Raw genomic sequence first — 19,348 nt, 5'->3', positions numbered from 1 at the left:
GGGCGGGTCCGCACCCTTGGGCCGCAGCGCGAGCGGAGGACGGCGGCGGGCGGCTTTCTTGTTTCGCGAGGAAGGCCGGCTTGGCCGGCCGGGGAAGAAAGTTGACCGCCGCCGTTGCGGTCCTGCCGCGGCTGCCGCCCGATCGCCCGCTGGAAGGCCGTGGCCGCGGCCTCTCCCGGACCGGAGGGTCTGCCCGGCTCCAACCTGCGCCCCGCCCGACACTGGCCCGCTTCCCGCCTGCCTATCCGTTGCCCCCCGGATCGGCGGTCTCCCAGCCCCCTGCTGCGTCCTCCGGCGCGAGCTGCGCCCGCAGATGCGCCCGAAGCATCGCCGGACCGTGGTCCCGCAGGTCGTCGTTGAAGTCCTTGGCCTGCGGCGCCAGCACCCGGACCTCGACGCCGGCCGCGTCGGCACGGTCGCCCAACCGGTCCACAGCCCGCTGCCCGGCCGCGTCGTTGTCGAGGGCGATGTAGACACGCCGCAGCGCCGACGGCAGCCGCAGAGCGGCGAGGTGCCCGGCCGAGAGCGCGGCCACCGCGGGCAGGACCGGCAGGGCGAGCCGCAGCGCCAGCATGGTCTCGATGCCTTCCCCCGCCGCCAGCGCATCGCGCGCCACGCCGAAGCGGACGCCGTTGCCGAGCAGGCGCCCCAGCGCCCGGCGCGGTGATGGCATCGCCGCCTTGCCCGCGCCGACCGGGTCGAGCCAGAGCCGCTGCACCCCGGTGATCCGGCCGTCCAGGTCGGTGACCGCCGCCACCAGCGCCGGGCCGGCGACGAACCGGTCCCCGGCATCCCAGTACCAGCAGCGTGGCTGGAAGCGCAGGGGGCCGGAAGTCCGGATGTCCGGAAGTCCGCGGTTGCGCAGATACGCCTCGGCCAACGTGCCGGCGACCGGCAGGGACCGGGCGAACAGCCGGCGGGCGGCCACCGGTGTTCCCGCCGATACCGGCGCCTCACGAGCGCCGGGGCCAGGGCAGATCCTCGGTTGGCCGAGAAACGCCCGGGCCTCGGCCAGAACGTCGCGCAGGCGGTCGAGCCCCCGGTTCGCCCCGATGAGATCGAGCAGGTCGCCGTGCTCGCCGGTGGCCGCGTCGGCCCATTTGCCGGCGGCGATACCGTACAGGTGGACGTAAAGGCTGCCCCCCGGCGTGCCCTGAACGTCGCCGATCCGCCAGTAACATCCTTCCCGCCGGCCAGCCGGCAGGTAACGCCGGCACACCGCCTCGGCCTCCCGCGCGAGGCGTTGCGCCATCTCCGACGCCGCGGACATGGTGCCGGCCGCTCACGCCATTGTCCGATCGACGACGCGCAGCAGCGGGTGCCGTGCGAGCAGCGCCGCGAACACCGCCACTCCCCGCTCGCCCACCGGCACGAACAGCCGCAGGCTCCAGGCGATAATCTCCCCCGTCAGCCCCAGCGCCTTCAGCCGGTCCACCATCCCGCCGGTGAAGCCGAACAGCTCAACGCGATGCGCGCGCGCCACCGTCACCCGGCGCAGCCACAGCCCGTCGGCCAGATGCAGGGCCACCCGTTCGCCTTGCAGCAGTCCCCAGGCCTCCTCGACCGACGGCACGGGAACCGCTGCCCCGGCCCCAACGCCGAAGTTCCGCTCGACCTCGGGCAGAACGTCCGGCGCCACCACGCGGCCGATGATCCGCTCGCCCGCGTCGGTCTGCAACCGCACCACCCGCAGGTTCGTGTCCGGCAGGCGCCGCCACACCGGTAGCAGCAGCCCGGTCACGAGGTGGAGCGTGCTGGTCGAGAACTCCGGCACCGTGGCCACCTCCGCCTCCCAGGCGGCCGAGAAGGCCGGTGGTTCGGTCGGGCGCCACTGGCTCTGAGCAAGCTCGGCCAATGTCACCGTGACCCGCTCCATCGGCCGTAGCAGCCGCACCCGGCGCTCCACCGTGCCGTCGTCCAGCATCAGGCTCGCCGCCGGCACCGCCACCGCCGCCCGTCCCGAGCGCGTGTTCACCAGCAACCGGGCCTGCGGTCCGGCACCGCGTTCCAGCGCGTCCTCTGCACCCATCGGCTGGTTGCGGTCGCGCCGGGCCAGGGTGAACATCCGGGTCTCCGCCCCGGTCGCCGCGTGGGTGTGGAGCGTCCGCCGCCCGGTGACGGTGAAGCTGTCCGCCACCAGCGTCTCGACGCCGCGGTCGTAGGTGCCCGACGCGATGGCGCCCTCGATCCTGGCGGTGAGCAGTTGCTCGAACACGGTGAACAGCGTGTTCTGCAGGCCGATGGTCAGGGCCAGCAGCCGGTTGAGGAAGGTGGTGATCGGCGGCAGCTCGTCGCGCAGGCCACCGTCGCGGTCGGTCAGTGCCAGCCCGGTCGCCGCCTCGAAGTCGGCCAGCGAGCAGCCATCGACCTTGCCGGCGTGCAGCAGGCCGTAGAGCTGGCGCAGGGCGGCGCGGGCGTAGACGGATTCCAGGTTGTCGTCGGCGCGGAACAGGCCCTGACCGCCGGTCTGGCGCTGGCCGCGGGTGATGGCTCCCAGCGTGTCGAGCCGGCGGGCGATGGTCGAGAGGAAGCGCTTCTCCGCCCGCACGTTGGTGGCGATCGGGCGGAACAGCGGCGGCTGCGCCTGGTTGGTGCGGTTGGACCGCCCCAGCCCCTGGATGGCGCTGTCGGCTTTCCAGCCGGCCTCCAGCAGGTAATGCACCCGCAGCCGCCGGTTCTTCGCCCCGAGGTCGGCGTGGTAGCTGCGGCCGGTGCCGCCGGCGTCGGAGAAGACCAGGATGCGCTTCTCGTCGTCGAGGAAGGCCTGGGTCTCAGCGAGGTTGGCCGAGCCGGGGCGGTTCTCCACCGCCAGCCGCTCCAGCCCGCCGGGGTCGCGCTTGCGCACGATGCGCCGACTGCGGCCGGTGACCTCGGCGACCATCTCGGTGCCGAAGCGCTGGATGATCTGGTCGAGCGCCCCCGGCACCGGGTCGAGCGCCGCCAGCCGCTCGATCATGCGGTCGCGCCGCTCGACCGCCTCGCGGCACAGCACCGGCTGGCCGTCCCGCCACACCGGCCGCGACGACAGGGCGCCGTCACCGTCGGTGAAGGGCTCGTGCAGGTGCACCGGGAAGGAGTGGGCCAGATAGTCGAGCACGTACTCGCGCGGCGTGACGTCGATACGGATATCGCCCCATTCCTCGGTGGGCAGATCGGCCAGCCGGCGCTCCATCAGCGCCTCGCCGGTGGAGACAAGCTGCACCACCACCGCGTGGCCGGCGGCGAGGTCGCGCTCAATGGCGCGCAGCAGGGTCGGCATCTTCATCGCGGTGATCAGGTGATTGAAGAAGCGCTGCTTGGCGCTCTCGAAGGCGGAGCGGGCGGCGGCCTTGGCGGCGCGGTTCAGGGTGCCGCCGCTTCCGGTGACGTTGGCGGCCTCCAGCGCGGCGTCGAGGTTGGCGTGGATGATCTGGAAGGCGGCGGCGTAGGCGTCGTAGAGGACGATCTGTCCCGGCGTCAGCCGGTGCTCGACCATTTCGTAGGCGACACCGTCGAAGGAGAGCGAGCGGGCGGCGTAGAGGCCGAGCGCCTTGAGGTCGCGGGCCAGCACCTCCATGGCGGCGACCCCGCCGGCTTCGATGGCCTGGACGAATTCGGCCCAGGTGGCGAAGGGGAAGTCGGCGCCGCCCCACAGACCGAGGCGCTGGGCGTAGGCCAGATTGTGCACGGTGGTGGCGCCGGTGGCGGAGACGTAGAGGACGCGGGCGTCCGGCAGGGCGTGCTGGAGGCGCAGCCCGGCGCGGCCCTGTTGGGAGGGGATGGCAGCACTGCCCTCGCGGCCGAAGCCGGCGGTGCCGCCGGCGTTGCGCAGGGCGTGCGACTCGTCGAAAACGATGACGCCGTCGAAGTCGCGGCCGAGCCAGTCGATGATCTGCTGCACGCGCGGCACGGCGTCCTCGCCGCCTTCGCCACGTAACGTGGCGTAGGTGGTGAAGAGGATGCCGCGTTCCAGCGCGATCGGCACACCGGGCCGGAAGCGCGACAGCGGCGTCACCAGCAGCCGCTCTTGGCCCAGCGCCGACCAATCGCGCTGGGCGTCCTCGATCAGGGTGTCGGACTTCGAGACCCAGAGCGCGCGCTGGCGCCCCTTCAGCCAGTTGTCGAGCAGGATGCCGGCGACCTGCCGGCCCTTGCCGGCGCCGGTGCCGTCGCCGAGGAACCAGCCGCGGCGGAAGCGCACCGTCCCCTCGGCCCCCTCCGGCGCGGCCGAGACGGTGTCGAAGGTCTCGTCCACGATCCAGGAGCCGGCGAGGTGACCGGCGTGCGCCTCGCCGGCGAGGATGACGCTCTCCAATTGGGCGTCGGAGAGGATGCCGCCGGTGACCAGGGCGGCGGGCAGATGCGGACGGTAGCGCGGTTTGGGCGGCGCGACTGACGCCATGGCGGCGGACTGGACCAGCGGCGTCGGGTGCGGCCGGGCGCCGGGAATGGTGATCGATTGCAGCGCGTAGGGTTCGTAAATCCCCGCGCTCAGCCGGGTGTCGGCGGTCGGCGTCCAGTCGCGCGTCTCGTAGACCAGCTCGACCGCCGTCGGCTCCATCGGCGCCATGGTCCTGGGGCTGGGCATTGCCCGGCGCGCCTTTCGTCCCGCCGCAGGCCGAGCCATCATCGACTGGAGCGGTGCTGTGGACGCTGCCATCGGTGCACGGCACGGAACGGCCTGTCGGACCCAGCCGAGCAGCGTCGCGACGTCGGGGGCGGTGCCCAAGGAGACAGGGATGACGGTCGGGTCCTCGGCCGGGATGCGGTCGATGACAGTGAGGCGGGTGTCGACGGTGGTGCCGTGGCGGGCATAGACCCGGCCGTCGATCGCCGCCGAGAAAAGAACCCGGCCGCGCTCCTGCACGCGGACGAAGGTGTCCCGCCACGCCGGATGATCCGGGGACAGCCCAGCCCCGGTGACGGCGACGAGGCGCCCGCCCTCGGCCAGCCGGGCCAGGGCCGCGGCGATGTGCCGGAACGCGGCGTCGGCCACCCGGCCGTCCACCGCGGCCAGGGCCGAGAAAGGCGGGTTCATCAGCACCACCGTCGGCACCACCGCCGGGTCGAGGTGATCGTGCAGGCTGGCGGCGTCGAACCGGGTCACCGGCACGCCGGGAAACAGCCGCTCCAGCAGGCCGGCCCGGCAGTCCGCCAGCTCGTTGAGGGCGAGCGAGGCCCCGGCCAACTCGGCGAAGATGGCCAGCAGGCCGGTGCCGGCGGAGGGCTCCAGCACACGGTCGGCCGGGGTCAGCGCCGCGGCCGCGGCAACCGCCGCAGCCAGCGGCAGCGGGGTCGAGAACTGCTGGCGGGCCTGACTCTCCTCGGAGCGGCGGGTCTGGGACGGCAGCAGCGCCGTCACTCGCGCCAGCAGCGCCGCGAAAGCCTCCGGGTCACCGGCCCGGAGGCGCATGGCGGCGCCGAAGCGACGGAGGAACAGAAGCTGCGCGGCCTCGCCGGCATCGTAGGCCAGCTTCCAAGTCCAGGCGCCCTCGGCGTCGGTGCCGCCGAAGGCCGCCGTCATCGCGGTGCGCAACGCGGTGGTGTCGATGGCGCGCCCGCGTTCGAGGTCGGGCAGCAGCCGCTCGGCGACGGCGAACAGGGCGGCGCCCGCGGTCCCGCGCGCGGAGGCACGGGCGTCCGCGGAGAAGCCGCGGGCATCGGCGATCATGGTCATGGCGAACCTCCGGATGAAGGAAGGGAAGAAGGCGGAGCGGCCGAGCGCCGCTCCGCCACACCGTGATCAGGCCGCCTCCGCCGACGCCTCCTCCCCCCCCTCATCCTCCGGACCACAGGCGCCGGTCAGGAAAGCGGGCAGAGCATCGGTGCCCGCACCGCCGACGCTGTCGCCGCTGTCAACCGCGTCCCCATGACCGGCCACGTCTCCATCCCCGGCCGTCGGGGCTTCCTCCGGCCGGGCGCGCAACGGCTCCGGCAGCCAGCCGCTGCCGGCGAGCAGCCGCTCAGCCTCCTTCGCCATGTCGCCTTTGCGCAGATGGTCGATCAGCCGGGCCGCCTCGGCGCCCCGCGCCTCCCGCACCGCTTCGAGGATGCGCACCTTCGGCACCCGGTCGAGATAGCTGTCCACCGTCGCCGTCCAGCCCGCGGCCACCATGTCCAGCCCGAGCGCCCCGGCCAGCACGTCGGCGTGGGCGGCACGCTGCGGCGCCCGGTTCCAGGACTCATGCACGGCGTTGACGCCCAGAGAGACGCAGTGGGCGAACAGCGCCGCCCGGCTGTCGCCGTCGAACCCCAGCAGCACCGTCCACAGCTCGTCCGGCTCCCGCGGCAACTGCTCGGCCCACAGGCGCTGGCGGGCGTCGATCGCCGTCGCCGCGGCGCTGGCGGCGAGGTCCGGCGGCTGCACGCTGAAGGTCGCGCTCTTCACCTCCAGGTCGAGGCAGGTGCCGCTGCCCCGGTGATAGAACAGGCGCAGGCACAGCGCGTGGAGCGCCGCCAGGAAGGCGGTGTCCGGCTCCCGGGCGAGCGCGTCGCGCAGCGCCAGAGTGCGGTGGACGCTCAGCTCGGTCTGCAAACGGTCGGGCAGCGGGCGGATGGCGTCCTCCTCGTCCGCACCGTCCGATCCGGTGGCGGGGATCGGGACCGGCGCCGACACCCGGCTGCCGCCGCTGATGGCGGCGGGCTGGGCCGCAACGGGACTGGTGGCACCGCCCGCACCGCCCGCCGGTTCGTCTGCCGGGGCGTCGTCGCTGCCGGCCACCGGCACCGGCTCGACCGGCGCCTCGTCCTCCGGACGGACATAGCCGCGGTCGACCTGAAGCCGGCCCTCGGCATCGACGCTGACGAACACCCCCGCCCGCGCCACCTCGGCCGACTCGAAGACCAGCGGCCGCTCCTCCAGTTCCCGCAGCGCGACGTCGATGGCGTTGAGCCGCTGCGCCGAGGCTTCCAGCGCCTCCAGGTCGGCCGGATCGGTGGCCTCCAGTTGCTCGTACTCGGCGTGCAGCGCGTCGTAGGTGGCCTGTTCGGCCTCGGTCAGCGGCACCGGCTCGCCGGCCAGACGGCGCAGGCTCCGGCTGTGCCCATAGGGAAAGCCCAGCGCCACCTCCACCCATTTCCAGCCCTCGGCGCGGATGATGGCGGCCTCGGCCTCCAGCTTCTCGGCGACCAGCCGGTCGAGCAGCGCCGGGTCCTGCAGCCAGCCGCCGTCGTCGTGCTGGAACAGGTCGCGCATCACCACCCCGCCGGCCGCCTCGTAGGCCTCCACGCCGACGAACAGCGCCCGCTTGTCCGAGGCCCGCACCGCCCCCTCGGTGAGCAGACGACGGATCTGATAAGGCTCGCGGCTGTAGGATTTGGACAGTGTCTCCCACACCTGCTCCTGGCGCGCCCGGTCGTCGGTGACGGTGAAGGCCATCAGCTGCTCCAGCGTCATCCGCTCCTCGGCATAAGCGTCGAGCAGCGCCGGCGCGACGGCGGCCAGCTTGAGGCGCTGCTTCACCACGCCGGGGGCGACGAAGAAGCGGGCGGCGATCTCCTCCTCGCCGAGGCCCGCCTCGCGCAGGGTGTGGAAGGCGCGGAACTGGTCGAGCGGGTGCAGCGGCTCGCGCTGCAGGTTCTCCGCCAGCGAGTCCTCCTCGGCGAGGCCGCCGCTGCGCACGACGCAGGGCACCGGCTGGGTCCTGCTCATGCGCTTTTGCTTGACCAGCAGTTCCAGCGCCCGGAAGCGGCGCCCGCCGACCGGCACCTCGAAGACGCCGGTCTCGGTGCCCTCGGCGTCGAGCACCGGGCGGACGGCGAGGCCGTGCAGCAGGGTGCGCCGCGCGATGTCCTCGGCGAGGTCCTCGATGGAGACGCCGGCCTTGAGTTTGCGGACGTTGGCCTGGGACAGCACCAGTTTGTTGAAGGGGATGTCGCGCGACGGGCTGAGAACGATCTTGGACGTCGCCATGGTGGTCTTCTCCGCGACGGGCAGCCGGGAGCCTGTCTCTCGACCTTCTCACCCGTCACCCCGATCCCCTCCCTCCTTTTCCTCTATGTGCCCTGGGACGGACGATGGTCAGACCCCGCACATCCCCTCACACTCGTTGGGCCAGAGGTCGAGCTGCTCTGGATCGGTCCCGTCCGACAGGTCCGCTGCGTCGAGCGGCGCCGCCGACCGGTGCAGGTAGAGCGTGCCGCGGAGCCCCCGGAAGCCGGTGCGGATCGCACGGTCCACCGCGACGGCGTCGGCCCAGGCGCTGGGCTCGTCGTCGCGCAACTGGCGCCACGCCGAGTCGAAATGGAACGGGCTGTCAGCGCCGGATGAATACTGGTCCATCCGCATTCTCGGTGCATCCCCGATGCGGATGGGAGGCGAAATGAGCACATAAAGAGAATGATTTTCCTTTCAGAGTGCCAGCACCCTTGTCCAAATTCCTGCTTTCGTTGCTCCCGGCCGGCCTTGCCGTCGATCAGGTTTCCACCGAGGCGGATCGTGTCGCCGTAACCGCTCACGTGCGGACTGCAAAGGCGAGCTGTCCGCTGTGCCGTCGCCCCTCCGTGCGCGTCCACAGCCGGTACTTCCGACATCTGGGCGACCTGCCCTGGCAGGGCCGGATCGGCGAACTCCGTCTGCAGGTCCGTCGCTTCCGCTGTGCGACGGCGGACTGTTCCCGCCGTATCTTCGCCGAACGCCTGCCCACCGTGGCGGCGCCTCGGGTCAGGCGCACCCGGCGGCTTGCCGAGGCGCAGCGCACCATTGCGTTGAGCGCGGGCGGGGATCCCGGCGCCCGGCTGTCCACCCGGCTCGCCATGCCGGTCAGCGGCGACACGCTGCTGCGTTTGATCCGGGCGGAGCCGGTGCCGCCGGTCTGCGAAGCCCGCATCATCGGAATCGATGATTGGGCTTGGCGCCGGGGCAAGCGCTACGGCACCATCGTCGTCGATCTCGAGCGAAATCATCCCATCGACCTTCTGCCAGACCGCCAAGCCGACACCGTTGCCACATGGCTGAAAGCCCGTCCTGGCGTCGAGATCGTCGCCCGTGACCGTGCCGGTGCTTACGCCGATGGCGTCCGCCAGGGTGCTCCCGCCGCCGTCCAGGTCGCCGACCGCTGGCATCTTCTGCACAATCTCACCGATGCGCTGCGCGAGGTCCTCACCGGCCATCACCGCGACCTTCGGGCCGCCGCCAGGCTGGCTGTCTCTCCCGTGGGAGAAGCCGGGCCAGTAGGAGAAACCGTGCAGGAGCCGCGGTCGCCGCGGTCGGATGAGGAGTCCAGTCCACCAACCCGGCGGGAGCTGCGGAGCGCTGCCATTCATGCCGCTCGCCATGCCCGCTACGAAGAAGTCGTCGCGCTGAAAGCCCGCGGGTGGTCGCAAACGCGCATCGCTGAAACGCTCCACCTCGACCGCAAGACGGTGCGGGTGTGGCTGCGATCCGGGCAGCCGCCGGCATGGCGCCAGCCGGCCAAGGGGAGCCGGCTTGATCCGTTCCTCGATCACCTGCAGCAACGCTGGGATGACGGCTGCCACAACGCCGCTCAGCTCTGGCGGGAGATCAGGTCCCGCGGCTTCACCGGTCAGCGCAGCATAGTCCGGGACTGGGCAAGGCTTCTGCGACAGGCCGTACGAAGCGCCGCGTCCATGGCATCGACATCATGGCCGGTGCCGTCGCGCCGCCGGGCAGCATGGTTGGTAATCGCCGACGAGCAGGAGATCGATCCGACCGAACAGGCCTTCGTCTCGGCCCTGATCGCCCGATCACCAGAACTAGGACGAACCATCACCGTGACCCGTGCCTTTCGGGCGATGGTCCGAGGACAACGAGCCGGAGAACTGGACAACTGGCTGCTGACGGCGGAGGGCACCCCCTTGGCGGGCTTTGCCAATGGCTTGAAGCGCGATCTTGCTGCGGTCCGGGCGGCTCTGTCCCTGCCGTGGAGCACTGGGCCAGTGGAGGGGCAGATCAGCCGGCTGAAGACGATCAAGCGCATGATGAACGGCCGCGGCGGTTTCGACTTGCTGCGCCATCGCATGCTCGAGGCCGCCTGAATGCCCACGCCCAGGCTGCTGCCCTGCACCGAAAATGCGGATGGGCCAAACTTCATCCGGCCTTTACAACCGGTGAAAGCGGCCGGCCCCGGCTGGCGTCCCGGCATTCTACGGAAGCGAAGGCTTCTACGGAAAGCCTGGACGCCAGCCGGCGACGCCTGTCGCTTCCCAGGCAGCCCCGACGGCGATCGCCGACAGTAGGAAGGCTCCACCCAGTGCCGTGCACAGCAGCGCACCGTCCTCCTCCAGGTAGGCGAAGGCGATCAGGACGATCAGAATGGCAGGGGGCAGATTGCTCAGCGGGACGGGGACGAGGAGGCTCGCACCGAGCAGCAGGACGACACCTCCCACCATTCGCTTGGTTGCGGTGAACGGGGTAGCCCAGCGCGGGCGAATGAACTGTTCCAGGTATCGCAACACCGGAACCGTCCGGCTGATCATCGCCGCGAACCGTCGGGTTCCGGTGTAGCGGCCGGAGATGCGGCGGGGAAACATGGGGCCGGACCGATCCATCATCATCTGGAACGCCACGATCATGAGCAGCACGCCAGCCAGCACCGATACGCCCGGAAGTGCGCCGAGCAGCGCTAGAAGAAGGAGGATGATCCCGAAAGACCGATCGCCGGGCCGTCCGGTCAGCCAATCCAACGTGACCTGCTCCGCGGGAGCGTCCCCGAGGATCCCGTCCAACACCACGGATGTAGGCATGCGTGTGACCATGGCATCGCACATCGAAACGGGCGGTCCGATATGAGATAATGACGGGCTTGGGAGAGGCGATCACGAGAGCGGACGATACCATAAGCGGTCACCTGGTCGACTGCGATGGCGCAAGGCCATACCGCCGTTCGGTTCGGGAAACCGACCGTGCTCCGGCACCCTCCACGCGGCGTTAGGATCGAAAATTCAAGACAACAACGCCGTCAGTATCCAGGCCGAGAGGGCCAAGGCCGTCACCGCCGCAACCCATTGACCGAGAGTAGGCCTGCCACGACGCGGCGCCACGGTCCCCTCGACCGTCGTCTCCGAACCGCCGGCCGGCAGCAACGTCACCGCGCGTTCAGCTGCCGCACCGGTATCCGGCATCGCCGATTGCTCCATGGGAAGCCGGCGGAGGATGATAGCAAGCGCCGACGCCGCGACGTCCTTCGGCAATACCGCCAGACGGGCCGCCTCGGCCCAGGGATCGATGTCCAGCCGCGCCAGGGCGGAGAGCACACTGAGCGGCGTGCCGTTCTTCTCTTCCCAGAGCGGAGCGAACAGGAATGCGCTCAGATCGGATTGATGGAGAGTGTATTCGTCGCGCAACGGCATGTTCCGCTCCAGGAAATATCTGGCCATACATAATATACGATGGAAGTATGAAAATTCATCGCCTTCATACCGATGAGTTATCCTGCGATTAAAATTTTCACGTCACGAAGAACCGCGTTCGTTATGACCACGATGGACAGGCATAAAGGGGCTGGATGACACCAAGCCCAGGCAAATTCTCCGTCCAGCGGTCATAGGCATTAGTCGGACGGTGAGGTTTCGTCATCGTGCTGCCGCAGTTCCGGTGCACCGTACAGCGGCTTGCCGTGCCGCCGCTCATAGACCCCGCCGTCGCCCGCGAGCCGAACACTCTGAACCACGCACCGCGCCCTGTTGTCCGGAATGCCCAGACTGCGCAGTGCATACTCCATCAGCCCGAAGGCAAGCTCGCGCTCCCCCATGATCGCCACGCCCACGCCCTGCCGTTCCAGATGGGCAACCTCGGCCTCGCTGTGGGTCTGTACAGCCGTATCGAGGCCGGGGTTGATCCGGCGGGCAAGATCGAGGACCTGTCGTGTCCGATAGCCTTCGGGTGTGGCGATCACCAGCAGTCGCGCCCGCCCGATGCCGGCGGCTTCCAGAACACCGGGCGTCGTCGCGTCCCCATAGACCGCCGGCACGCCGCGCTCGCGCAGCGCCTCGACCCGCCGGCGGTTCTGGTCGATGACCATGATCGGCAGCTTCTGACTCTTCAGGCCCTTGCCGACAACGCTGCCCACCCGCCCGTAACCGACGATGACGGCATGACCCCGCAGGCTCTCGTCGGCCGGCGGCAGGGCCGACAGGCTGTCGTCACGCCGGCGCTCAAGACGGCCGAGAATTCCCGGCCGCAGGCGCAGCCAGTCGGAGAGCCAGTCGAGGCCGGCGAACACCAGCGGGTTCAGGGTGATCGACAACAGCGCGCCGGCAAGGATCAGATCGCGTCCCTCCGGCGGCAGAAGCCCGAGCGTGCCACCGAGCCCGGCCAGGATGAAGGAGAACTCGCCGATCTGCGCCAGACTGGCCGAGACCGTGAGCGCGGTCGATGCTGGATGGCCGAACGCCAGGACGATCCAAAACGCCGCCAAGGATTTGCCGAGGACGATGACCAGGACGACGGTGAACACGGCAAGTGGCTCGCGGATCAGGATCGTCGGGTCGAATAGCATGCCGACCGAAATGAAGAACAGCACCGCGAAGGCATCCTGGAACGGCAGGGCGTCGGCCGCGGCCTGATGGCTGAAGTCGCTTTCGCTCAGGACGACGCCGGCGAAGAAAGCCCCGAGCGCAAAGGAGACGCCGAAAAGCTCGGCCGATCCGTAGGCGATGCCGAGCGCGGTCGCCAGCACCGCCAGCGTGAACAGCTCGCGGGAGCCGGTCCGGGCCACCTTGGCCAGAAGCCACGGGATCGCCCGCGTGCCGACCACCAGAACAAGGGCAAGGAACAATCCGACCTTGCCCAGCGTCAGCGCCAGGGTCACGGCCAGGGCACCGCCGTCGATCTCGCCCGCTGTGCTGCCCGTGCCTCCGCCGAATACCCCGGCCAGTGCCGGCAACAGCACCAGCGCCAGCACCATGGCGAGATCCTCGACGATGAGCCAGCCGACGGCGATCCGGCCGTTCGGCGAGTCGAGGATGTTGCGTTCCTCCAGCGCGCGCAGCAGCACCACCGTGCTGGCGACCGACAGCGCCAGTCCGAACACCAGCCCCGCTCCGAACGGCCAGCCCCAGAAATGGGCGACGCCGATGCCGAGAGCCGTCGCCGTCACGATCTGAACCAGGGCGCCGGGAATCGCGATGGTACGGACGGCCAGGAGATCCTTGATCGAGAAGTGCAGCCCCACTCCGAACATCAGGAGGATGATGCCGATCTCCGCCAGTTGGGCGGAAAGCCCCTCGTCGGCGACGAGGCCGGGCGTGAACGGTCCGACCGCGACGCCGGCCAGCAGATAGCCGACCAGGGGAGGCAGCCGGAGCTTGCTGGCCGCAAGCCCGCCCAGGAAGGCAAGCACCAGGCCGATGACGATCGGTGCGATAAGAGTCGTCTGATGTGGCATGCAATTCCTTGTCGGGTTCCGGACGGGAGAAGCCGGCAGTGGAACCGGCTCAATCGGATGGGCGGTCGTTTGGCGAATGGTCCGCACGGACGTGCGATGACGATGAGGGCGAATGTTCTTCTGCGCCCTCGCCATGGCCCGGCGCATACCCATGTCCACTGCATGATGGAAATCGAATACGGAACCCGCTTCGACTACGATGGCTGGATGGTTGTCGATACCGCCGTGGTGAACGGGGAACTGACCGCTGAGGCGGTCAGGCGCGGCCTGTCCTTCCCGCAGGCCGCGCAACTGGCTGCGATCCTGAACCGGCGCGGGGGACGCCTCCACGCCAATCAGAACTGACCGATTCGTTCGGCGAACGGCGGTGTTGCGGAACCGGTACGAGCATGCTCGCAAAGCGTCGGGTGCAGAGCCACATCAGGGGAAGCATCGCCCCGGACGGTGCCCCTCTCGGAGACCTCATGAAACCCGTCGTCATCGCCCTTCTTCTTTCTGCTGCCTCCGTCTCCGCGGCTGCCGATGAGCGCAACCCCACGCATCTCTTCGATCCCGGCAGCCACGTCGATGCCGCGGGTATCGTCCGCGACGGCGGCGGCAGGCCAATCGGCCGTATCGAGGCGGACGTGAAGGGAAGCCACGTATTGCGCGACAACACCGGACGCGAAGTCGGCAGCGTCGAATTCAGTTCCGGCGGGAACCAACTGGTCATCCGGGACGGTGCCGGCCGCCGTCAGGGCACGCTGGAGCGCCGGCCGTGACGCGAGTTCCGCTTCGGGAAGCACCGCGCGACCCGATCGGCGGATCAGTCGAACACCCCGTCCGCCAAATCCTTCCTGAACTGAGTACTCCAGGCGGAGGGCAGTGCCGAGCGATAGCTTCGTACGGTATGGGTCGGTGCGCAGGTCACGGTGATGCGGTGGGATTGCACCGTGCCACCCCTGACGACATGGGCTTCCAGACGGTCCTCCATCCTGAAATCATCTGGGCGGAGCGTGGCGTGGGCAACGCACCGGTCGAAGATTTCCCTCTCGAAGTTCCTATCCGGCTCAGCTTACAGGTCAATGGAGCAGCACGAAGAGCACGACCGTCACTGCGACGGCGACCGGGATCACCAACGGCGGGACGAAGTATGCCCTGGCAGTACTCCAAGGGGACGAGATCCAGGGGGATACGGGCATTTGAAGGCGCATCGTCGTGCTCCCAATGTCCAGCGGATCGAGGTGGGAATGCGTCCGCACTCCGCTTCTTCCGCCGGCGAAGAGACGATCCTGTCTCTCCTGAAGAACAGATGGGGTCGAAAAGCTTTTTGAAGCGTGGCGATTCCGACATATGGACCGATGTGCCTCGAAAATGCGAAGCACTGGGTCGATCTCCCTGGCAGGAATGATGGCGGCCTCCTCGAACCCGGAATCGCGAAGCGGCCGGTTCCACCGCACCCAGGACGCAACTCTCCCGCAGATCCCGTCTTGGCCCGGTATCACCCGAGTCCCGGTGCGGTGATCTCTCGCCGGCTGTCTTCGTCGGTCAACGCATTGCTGATCGCCAGGGATATCTCGGCCGGAGAGATCGGCTTGTGCAACAGCATGAAGCCGCTTCGGCTGGCTTCCCGGATCCGATCCGGCGAGGTGTCCCCGGTGAGGATAATCCCCGGCACCGCCGCCCCGAATTCCTTCCGCAGGCGCCTGATGACGTCGGCGCCTGTCTCGTCGTTGCGCAGCCGGTAGTCGGCGATGATCAGGCGTGGGGGCGATTGTCCGGAAAACCGTTCCAACGCCTCGACGCGGTCCGAGGCCGGCGTCGTCTTGAAACCGTATTGATCGAGATATTGACACAGGCTGTCCAGCACCACCGGATCGTCGTCGATCACCAGGATGTCCCGGTTCCCGCCATTCAGGATGGTGGTGGAAAAGGGCTGTTCCACCCGTGCCGCGTCCCCGGCGAGGGGAACGGCGACCTCGAACACCGATCCGCTGCCGGGCTTCGAGCGTACAGCGATCGGATGTTGGAGCAGTGTCGCCAAGCGGTCTACGATCGACAACCCGAGGCCAAGCCCCTGCCGGCGATCCCGCTCGAGATTGCCGATCTGGTGGAATTCCTCGAAGATCGCAGCGAGTTGACCCTCGGGAATCCCCCGGCCGGTGTCCCAGACCTGGATGCGGACGGTGTCCGCCGACCGCCGGCACCCGATCAGGATGCGCCCGGCATCGGTGTACTTGACGGCATTGGCCAGTAGGTTCTGCAAGATCCGGCTCAGCAGCTTGGGATCGCTGTGAACCGTAAGGCTGGTTCGGACCGACTTCAGTTTCAGCCCGGCGGCACCGGCCAGCGGCGAGAACTCCTCCACCAGCTGGTTCAGAAGCGTACTGAGCAGAAAGGTCTTCGGGTTGACATTGACCACCCCGGCGTCCAGCCGGGATATATGCAGGATTTCGTCCAGCATGCTCTGGAGGGCGGTCAGGGTGTTTCCCAGGCTATTGGCGACCCGCGCGCTCGCCGGCGGCAGATCCTGCGTGGACAGCAGGTGCTGGAACAGGACCGCGGCCTGCACCGGCTGGCGCAGGTCGTGGCTGGCGGCGGCAAGGAAGCGGGTTTTCCCGGCACTCGCCTGCTCCGCCATCGCCTTGGCCGCGGCAAGCGCCTGCCGCGACTGATTGCGTTCCGTGACGTCCTCGATCCCGAGCAGGATCAGGTGTTCGGATCGGTTGAGCGGGCGGGCGTAGAGCAGCAGCGAGCGCGGGTCGGCCCCATCGGGATTGGCGATCAGTTCCAGCGATTCCAGCGAGGTTCCCTGTGCCGCGACCTCCGCGAGGCGGGCACTCAGCGTCTCGTCGTGGAGGGCGGCACCTGCAATTTCGCTCAGCCGATGACCGAGGGTTGCGTCGGCCGAGGTCGCGAACATGCGGTAGAAGGACTGGCTGGCCGCGATCACCTCCAGACCGTGGTTCAGAACCAGCAGAGGCTCGCGCACGGTATCGACGATCGCCTCGGCGAAGTCCCGCGCCGCCCGGACCGCATCCTGTATGGCGCTGCGTTCCATCGCCAGACCAAGGATGTTGGCGACGGCCTGGACGAATTCGATGTCGTCGTCGGTGAACAGCCAGGGCTGGCGGCTGTAAAGGGCCAGGACGGCGGTCGTCTTCGCCTCGTGACCGCCGAAGGCGACGCCGACGCCGCTGGCGATCCCGGCTTCGGGGGAGGACGGAACGCCGGGGGTCCGCCGGTCGGCGGCGAAATCTCCGACGATCAGCGGCTGCTTCGACCAGAACACCTGACCGAGCAGCGTCGACGGATCGATCGGGATTTCCCGCGGGACGCCGTCGGGCTGGGTCCAGCCGGTTCCCTCAAGCAACACCAGCCCCTTGGCGTCCTTGGAAGGGCCGAAGATGCCGACGCGATCGGCGCCGAAGGTGTCCGCGATCAGGCCGGCGGCGGAATGCAGCAGAAGGCCGGGCTCCTCGCCCTCCAGTGCCCGGCGGCCCAGATCGGCGATCAGCCGTTGCTGACGCACCCGCCGGCTCAGCGTCGCGGCGACCCGTTTCATCGGCGTGACGTCGCTGAAGGTGATGACCGTCCCTTCGATCCGGTTGTCCTGGGTCCGGTAGGGATGGACATGACGCAGCAGTGTCGCCCCGTCCGCGGTTTCCACCTCGCGTTCCCGCGGGGTCAGCGAGGCCAGGACCGCCTGCAGGTCGTCCAGCAGCGCGGGATCGGCGAAGTGACGGGCGACGTCGGTGATCGGCCGCCCGATATCTGTCGGGATCAGGGAGAACAGGCGGGTGGCCGGGGCGGTGAACCGCTTGACCCGCAGGTCCGGCGACAGGAACAGGGTGGCGATGTCGGTGCTGGTCAGCAGATTGGTCAGGTCGTTGGTGATGGCTTCCAACTCGTCGACCTTCTCCTGAAGCTGGCTGTTGACGGTGCTCAGCTCCTCGTTCAGGGACTGCAGTTCCTCCTTGGAGGTCTCCATCTCCTCGCCGGACGACTGAAGCTCCTCGTTGACCGATAGGATTTCCTCGTTGGCTGCGCGCAGGGCCTCGTTCGATGCCTCCAACTCCTGGATGGTGGCGCTCAGCTCCTCGCGCGTTACCCTCAGCTCATGTTCCATGGCCTCGGCAACCGACAGATCGGCCTGTTCGGACAGCTCTTCCGGCTCCGTCACGGCAGCCGGCGCGGCGGTCGCACCCGGTCCGCGGGCGAAGGTGACCAGCAATAACCGCTCCGATGTGCGCGGGTGGCTGACCGGCGTGACGGTGACCGTGACGAGGACGAGCGCGCCGGAGCGCTTCTGCCGGATGCCGCCGACGTTCACCCGCTGACCCGACGCCACCGCCTGTTCCAGGGCGGCCCGCACCTTGATGCGCAGGTCGCCCCGCATCATCGCCATCAGATCCTGCGGCAACTCGCCGGTCGGCAGGTCGAGGAAGTCGCCGGTCGGGCCGTAGAGGTAGAGCAGCCGGTGTTGCAGGTCGATCAGGACCGCGGCAGGCGCATAGGCGAGCAACAGAGCCTGCCGGGTGATTTCCGCCGGGCTGACCCGGGCGGCGACCGGTGACGCCAGGACCGGACCGCATCGGGCGCCGACCGTGGTCTGCAACGCCATCCCGGTTCTGCGGCCGTGGCCGAGCTTGCGGAACAGCCGCCATTTCTTTGACAGCGGCGTGAAGAGATCGCCGCGGGAATTGACGCCTTCCGCCGACCCCAGGAACAGGGTGCCGCCCTCCGCCAGTCCGAAATGGAACAGCTCCAAGATCGACTGCTGCACCGACGGATCGATATAGATCAGGACGTTCCGGCAACTGATCAGATCCAGGTTGGAGAAGGGCGGATCGCTGATCATGTTCTGGAGCGCGAAGGAAACCGCTTCCCGCAGCGTCCTGGTCACCTTGTAGTCGCCGTCGACCCTGGTGAAGAATCGGGAAAGCCGCTGGGGTGAAACATCGGCCGCGATGGTTTCCGGATAGGTTCCCGCCCGGGCGACCTCCAGCGCATGCTTGTCGACGTCGGAACCGAACACCTTGATGTCGCAGCTCTTGTTCGCCGCCGCGCAGGCCTCCAGCAGAAGCATCGCGATGGAATAGGCCTCTTCGCCGGTGGCGCAGCCCGGGACCCACACCCGGATCGGTCGCCCCGGCTCCCGGTCGCGCACCATGGGGGTCAGGACCGTTTCGTCGAGCAGTGCAAAGGCGTCGGGATCTCGGAAGAAGCGCGTCACGCTGATCAGGATGTCGCGGGACAGTTGCTCCAGTTCGGCGGGGTGGGTTCCAAGGAATTCGCTGTAGTCCCGCAGACTGCCGATCTGGTGGATTCCCATGCGCCGCTCGATGCGGCGCATCAGCGTCCGCGTCTTGTAGGCGCGGTAGTCGCGATGGCTCTGAGCCTCCATCAGGCCGAGAATATGGTCGAGCGCCTCGCTGTCCGGCGGGAAGGCGTTCTCTTCGATCTCCCCGACATAGGGCTGCCGGACATAGGCGGCGATCGCCTCGGCCATGCGGTCCGGCGCCAGCACGTAATCGACCAAACCGGTCGCGATCGCCTTGCACGGCATGCTGTCGAATTCGGCGGTGGTCGGATCCTGGGCCACCACCAGCCCACCGCACTCCTTGACCACCTTCAGGCCGATCGACCCGTCGGCCCCGGTTCCCGACAACACCACACAGATGGCATTCTGTTGGCTGGCGATGCCAAGGGAACTGAAGAAGGCGTCGATGGGCAGCGCAACCCGCCCTTCCGGCGACTCCGCGATGGCGAAGGCGCCCTGGCTCAGGGTGAGGATGCGGCCTGCGGGAGCGATGTAGATATGCCCGGCCTCGATGACCATTCCGGATTCGGCGGTGGCGATCGGCAGGGCGGTGCTTTGCGACAGCAGGTCGATCAGCAGCGACTCGTTGTGAGGTGTCCGGTGCTGGATCACCACCACGGCCAGCCTGCTGTCCGTCGGCAGTCCGTTCAGCAGCGCGGTGATCGCCTTCAGTCCGCCTGCCGAGGCCCCAACCGCCACCAATGCGGCCGGGCTGCGACCA

At 69.0% G+C, this 19,348-nt stretch carries 11 protein-coding genes; 3 read left to right on the top strand and 8 right to left on the bottom strand.

Going from position 1 to position 19,348, the window contains the following annotated elements:
- Positions 1-241: 241 nt before the first annotated feature.
- From AZL_RS06050 to AZL_RS06035, 4 genes are all read right to left on the bottom strand, one after another.
- Complete coding sequence (locus tag AZL_RS06050; protein ID WP_012973763.1) at positions 242-1,270, bottom strand: DUF7146 domain-containing protein; 1,029 nt, start codon at positions 1,268-1,270, stop codon at positions 242-244.
- Between the two features lie 12 nt (positions 1,271-1,282).
- Positions 1,283-5,656 carry a strawberry notch family protein gene (locus AZL_RS06045; RefSeq protein ID WP_012973762.1) on the bottom strand — a complete coding sequence of 1,458 codons (4,374 nt, stop codon included), beginning with the start codon at positions 5,654-5,656 and terminating at the stop codon, positions 1,283-1,285.
- Between the two features lie 66 nt (positions 5,657-5,722).
- Positions 5,723-7,891 carry a ParB/RepB/Spo0J family partition protein gene (locus tag AZL_RS06040; RefSeq protein ID WP_012973761.1) on the bottom strand — a complete coding sequence of 723 codons (2,169 nt, stop codon included), beginning with the start codon at positions 7,889-7,891 and terminating at the stop codon, positions 5,723-5,725.
- Positions 7,892-7,999: 108 nt separating this feature from the next.
- Positions 8,000-8,260, bottom strand: a complete 261-nt coding sequence (locus AZL_RS06035) for a hypothetical protein (RefSeq protein ID WP_197540151.1) — start codon at positions 8,258-8,260, stop codon at positions 8,000-8,002.
- Between the two features lie 74 nt (positions 8,261-8,334).
- Between AZL_RS06035 and AZL_RS06030 the strand changes: the two genes are divergently transcribed.
- Positions 8,335-9,975, top strand: coding sequence for an ISL3-like element ISAzs13 family transposase (locus tag AZL_RS06030; protein ID WP_012973759.1), 1,641 nt, complete (start codon positions 8,335-8,337; stop codon positions 9,973-9,975).
- A gap of 126 nt (positions 9,976-10,101) precedes the next feature.
- Here AZL_RS06030 and AZL_RS06025 read toward each other — a convergent pair whose 3' ends face one another.
- The 3 genes from AZL_RS06025 to ybaL all read right to left on the bottom strand — a co-directional run bounded on the left by AZL_RS06025 (position 10,102) and on the right by ybaL (position 13,325).
- The gene (locus AZL_RS06025; RefSeq protein WP_247894297.1) at positions 10,102-10,623 is read right to left on the bottom strand and encodes an exopolysaccharide biosynthesis protein; all 522 of its coding nucleotides are present in this window, start codon (positions 10,621-10,623) and stop codon (positions 10,102-10,104) included.
- A gap of 258 nt (positions 10,624-10,881) precedes the next feature.
- Positions 10,882-11,289 carry a hypothetical protein gene (locus tag AZL_RS06020; protein ID WP_148219228.1) on the bottom strand — a complete coding sequence of 136 codons (408 nt, stop codon included), beginning with the start codon at positions 11,287-11,289 and terminating at the stop codon, positions 10,882-10,884.
- A gap of 200 nt (positions 11,290-11,489) precedes the next feature.
- A complete protein-coding gene (gene ybaL, locus AZL_RS06015) occupies positions 11,490-13,325 on the bottom strand; it encodes a YbaL family putative K(+) efflux transporter (protein WP_012973756.1) in 1,836 nt (611 codons plus the stop codon).
- Positions 13,326-13,487: 162 nt separating this feature from the next.
- On the opposite strand from ybaL, the gene AZL_RS06010 reads away from it, so the two are divergent.
- The gene (locus tag AZL_RS06010; RefSeq protein ID WP_148219227.1) at positions 13,488-13,670 is read left to right on the top strand and encodes a hypothetical protein; all 183 of its coding nucleotides are present in this window, start codon (positions 13,488-13,490) and stop codon (positions 13,668-13,670) included.
- A 119-nt stretch (positions 13,671-13,789) separates the two neighbouring features.
- Complete coding sequence (locus AZL_RS06005) at positions 13,790-14,086, top strand: hypothetical protein (protein WP_042442636.1); 297 nt, start codon at positions 13,790-13,792, stop codon at positions 14,084-14,086.
- A gap of 719 nt (positions 14,087-14,805) precedes the next feature.
- Here the strand turns inward: AZL_RS06005 and AZL_RS33295 are convergent.
- Positions 14,806-19,326: a CheR family methyltransferase gene (locus AZL_RS33295; RefSeq protein WP_158305965.1), complete on the bottom strand. Its 4,521-nt coding sequence runs from the start codon at positions 19,324-19,326 to the stop codon at positions 14,806-14,808.
- Positions 19,327-19,348: the final 22 nt, after the last annotated feature.

Source organism: Azospirillum sp. B510, assembly GCF_000010725.1.
Lineage (GTDB): Bacteria > Pseudomonadota > Alphaproteobacteria > Azospirillales > Azospirillaceae > Azospirillum > Azospirillum lipoferum_B.
This window is presented reverse-complemented; position numbering and strand designations above follow the sequence as displayed.

Coding starts and splice junctions, on each gene's coding strand:
- AZL_RS06045 (WP_012973762.1), bottom strand. CDS start 5,656: ATGACCATGATCGCCGATGCCCGCGGCTTCTCCGCGGACGCCCGTGCC.
- AZL_RS06020 (WP_148219228.1), bottom strand. CDS start 11,289: ATGCCGTTGCGCGACGAATACACTCTCCATCAATCCGATCTGAGCGCA.
- AZL_RS06005 (WP_042442636.1), top strand. CDS start 13,790: ATGAAACCCGTCGTCATCGCCCTTCTTCTTTCTGCTGCCTCCGTCTCC.
- AZL_RS06010 (WP_148219227.1), top strand. CDS start 13,488: ATGATGGAAATCGAATACGGAACCCGCTTCGACTACGATGGCTGGATG.
- AZL_RS06040 (WP_012973761.1), bottom strand. CDS start 7,891: ATGGCGACGTCCAAGATCGTTCTCAGCCCGTCGCGCGACATCCCCTTC.
- ybaL (WP_012973756.1), bottom strand. CDS start 13,325: ATGCCACATCAGACGACTCTTATCGCACCGATCGTCATCGGCCTGGTG.
- AZL_RS06050 (WP_012973763.1), bottom strand. CDS start 1,270: ATGTCCGCGGCGTCGGAGATGGCGCAACGCCTCGCGCGGGAGGCCGAG.
- AZL_RS06035 (WP_197540151.1), bottom strand. CDS start 8,260: ATGGACCAGTATTCATCCGGCGCTGACAGCCCGTTCCATTTCGACTCG.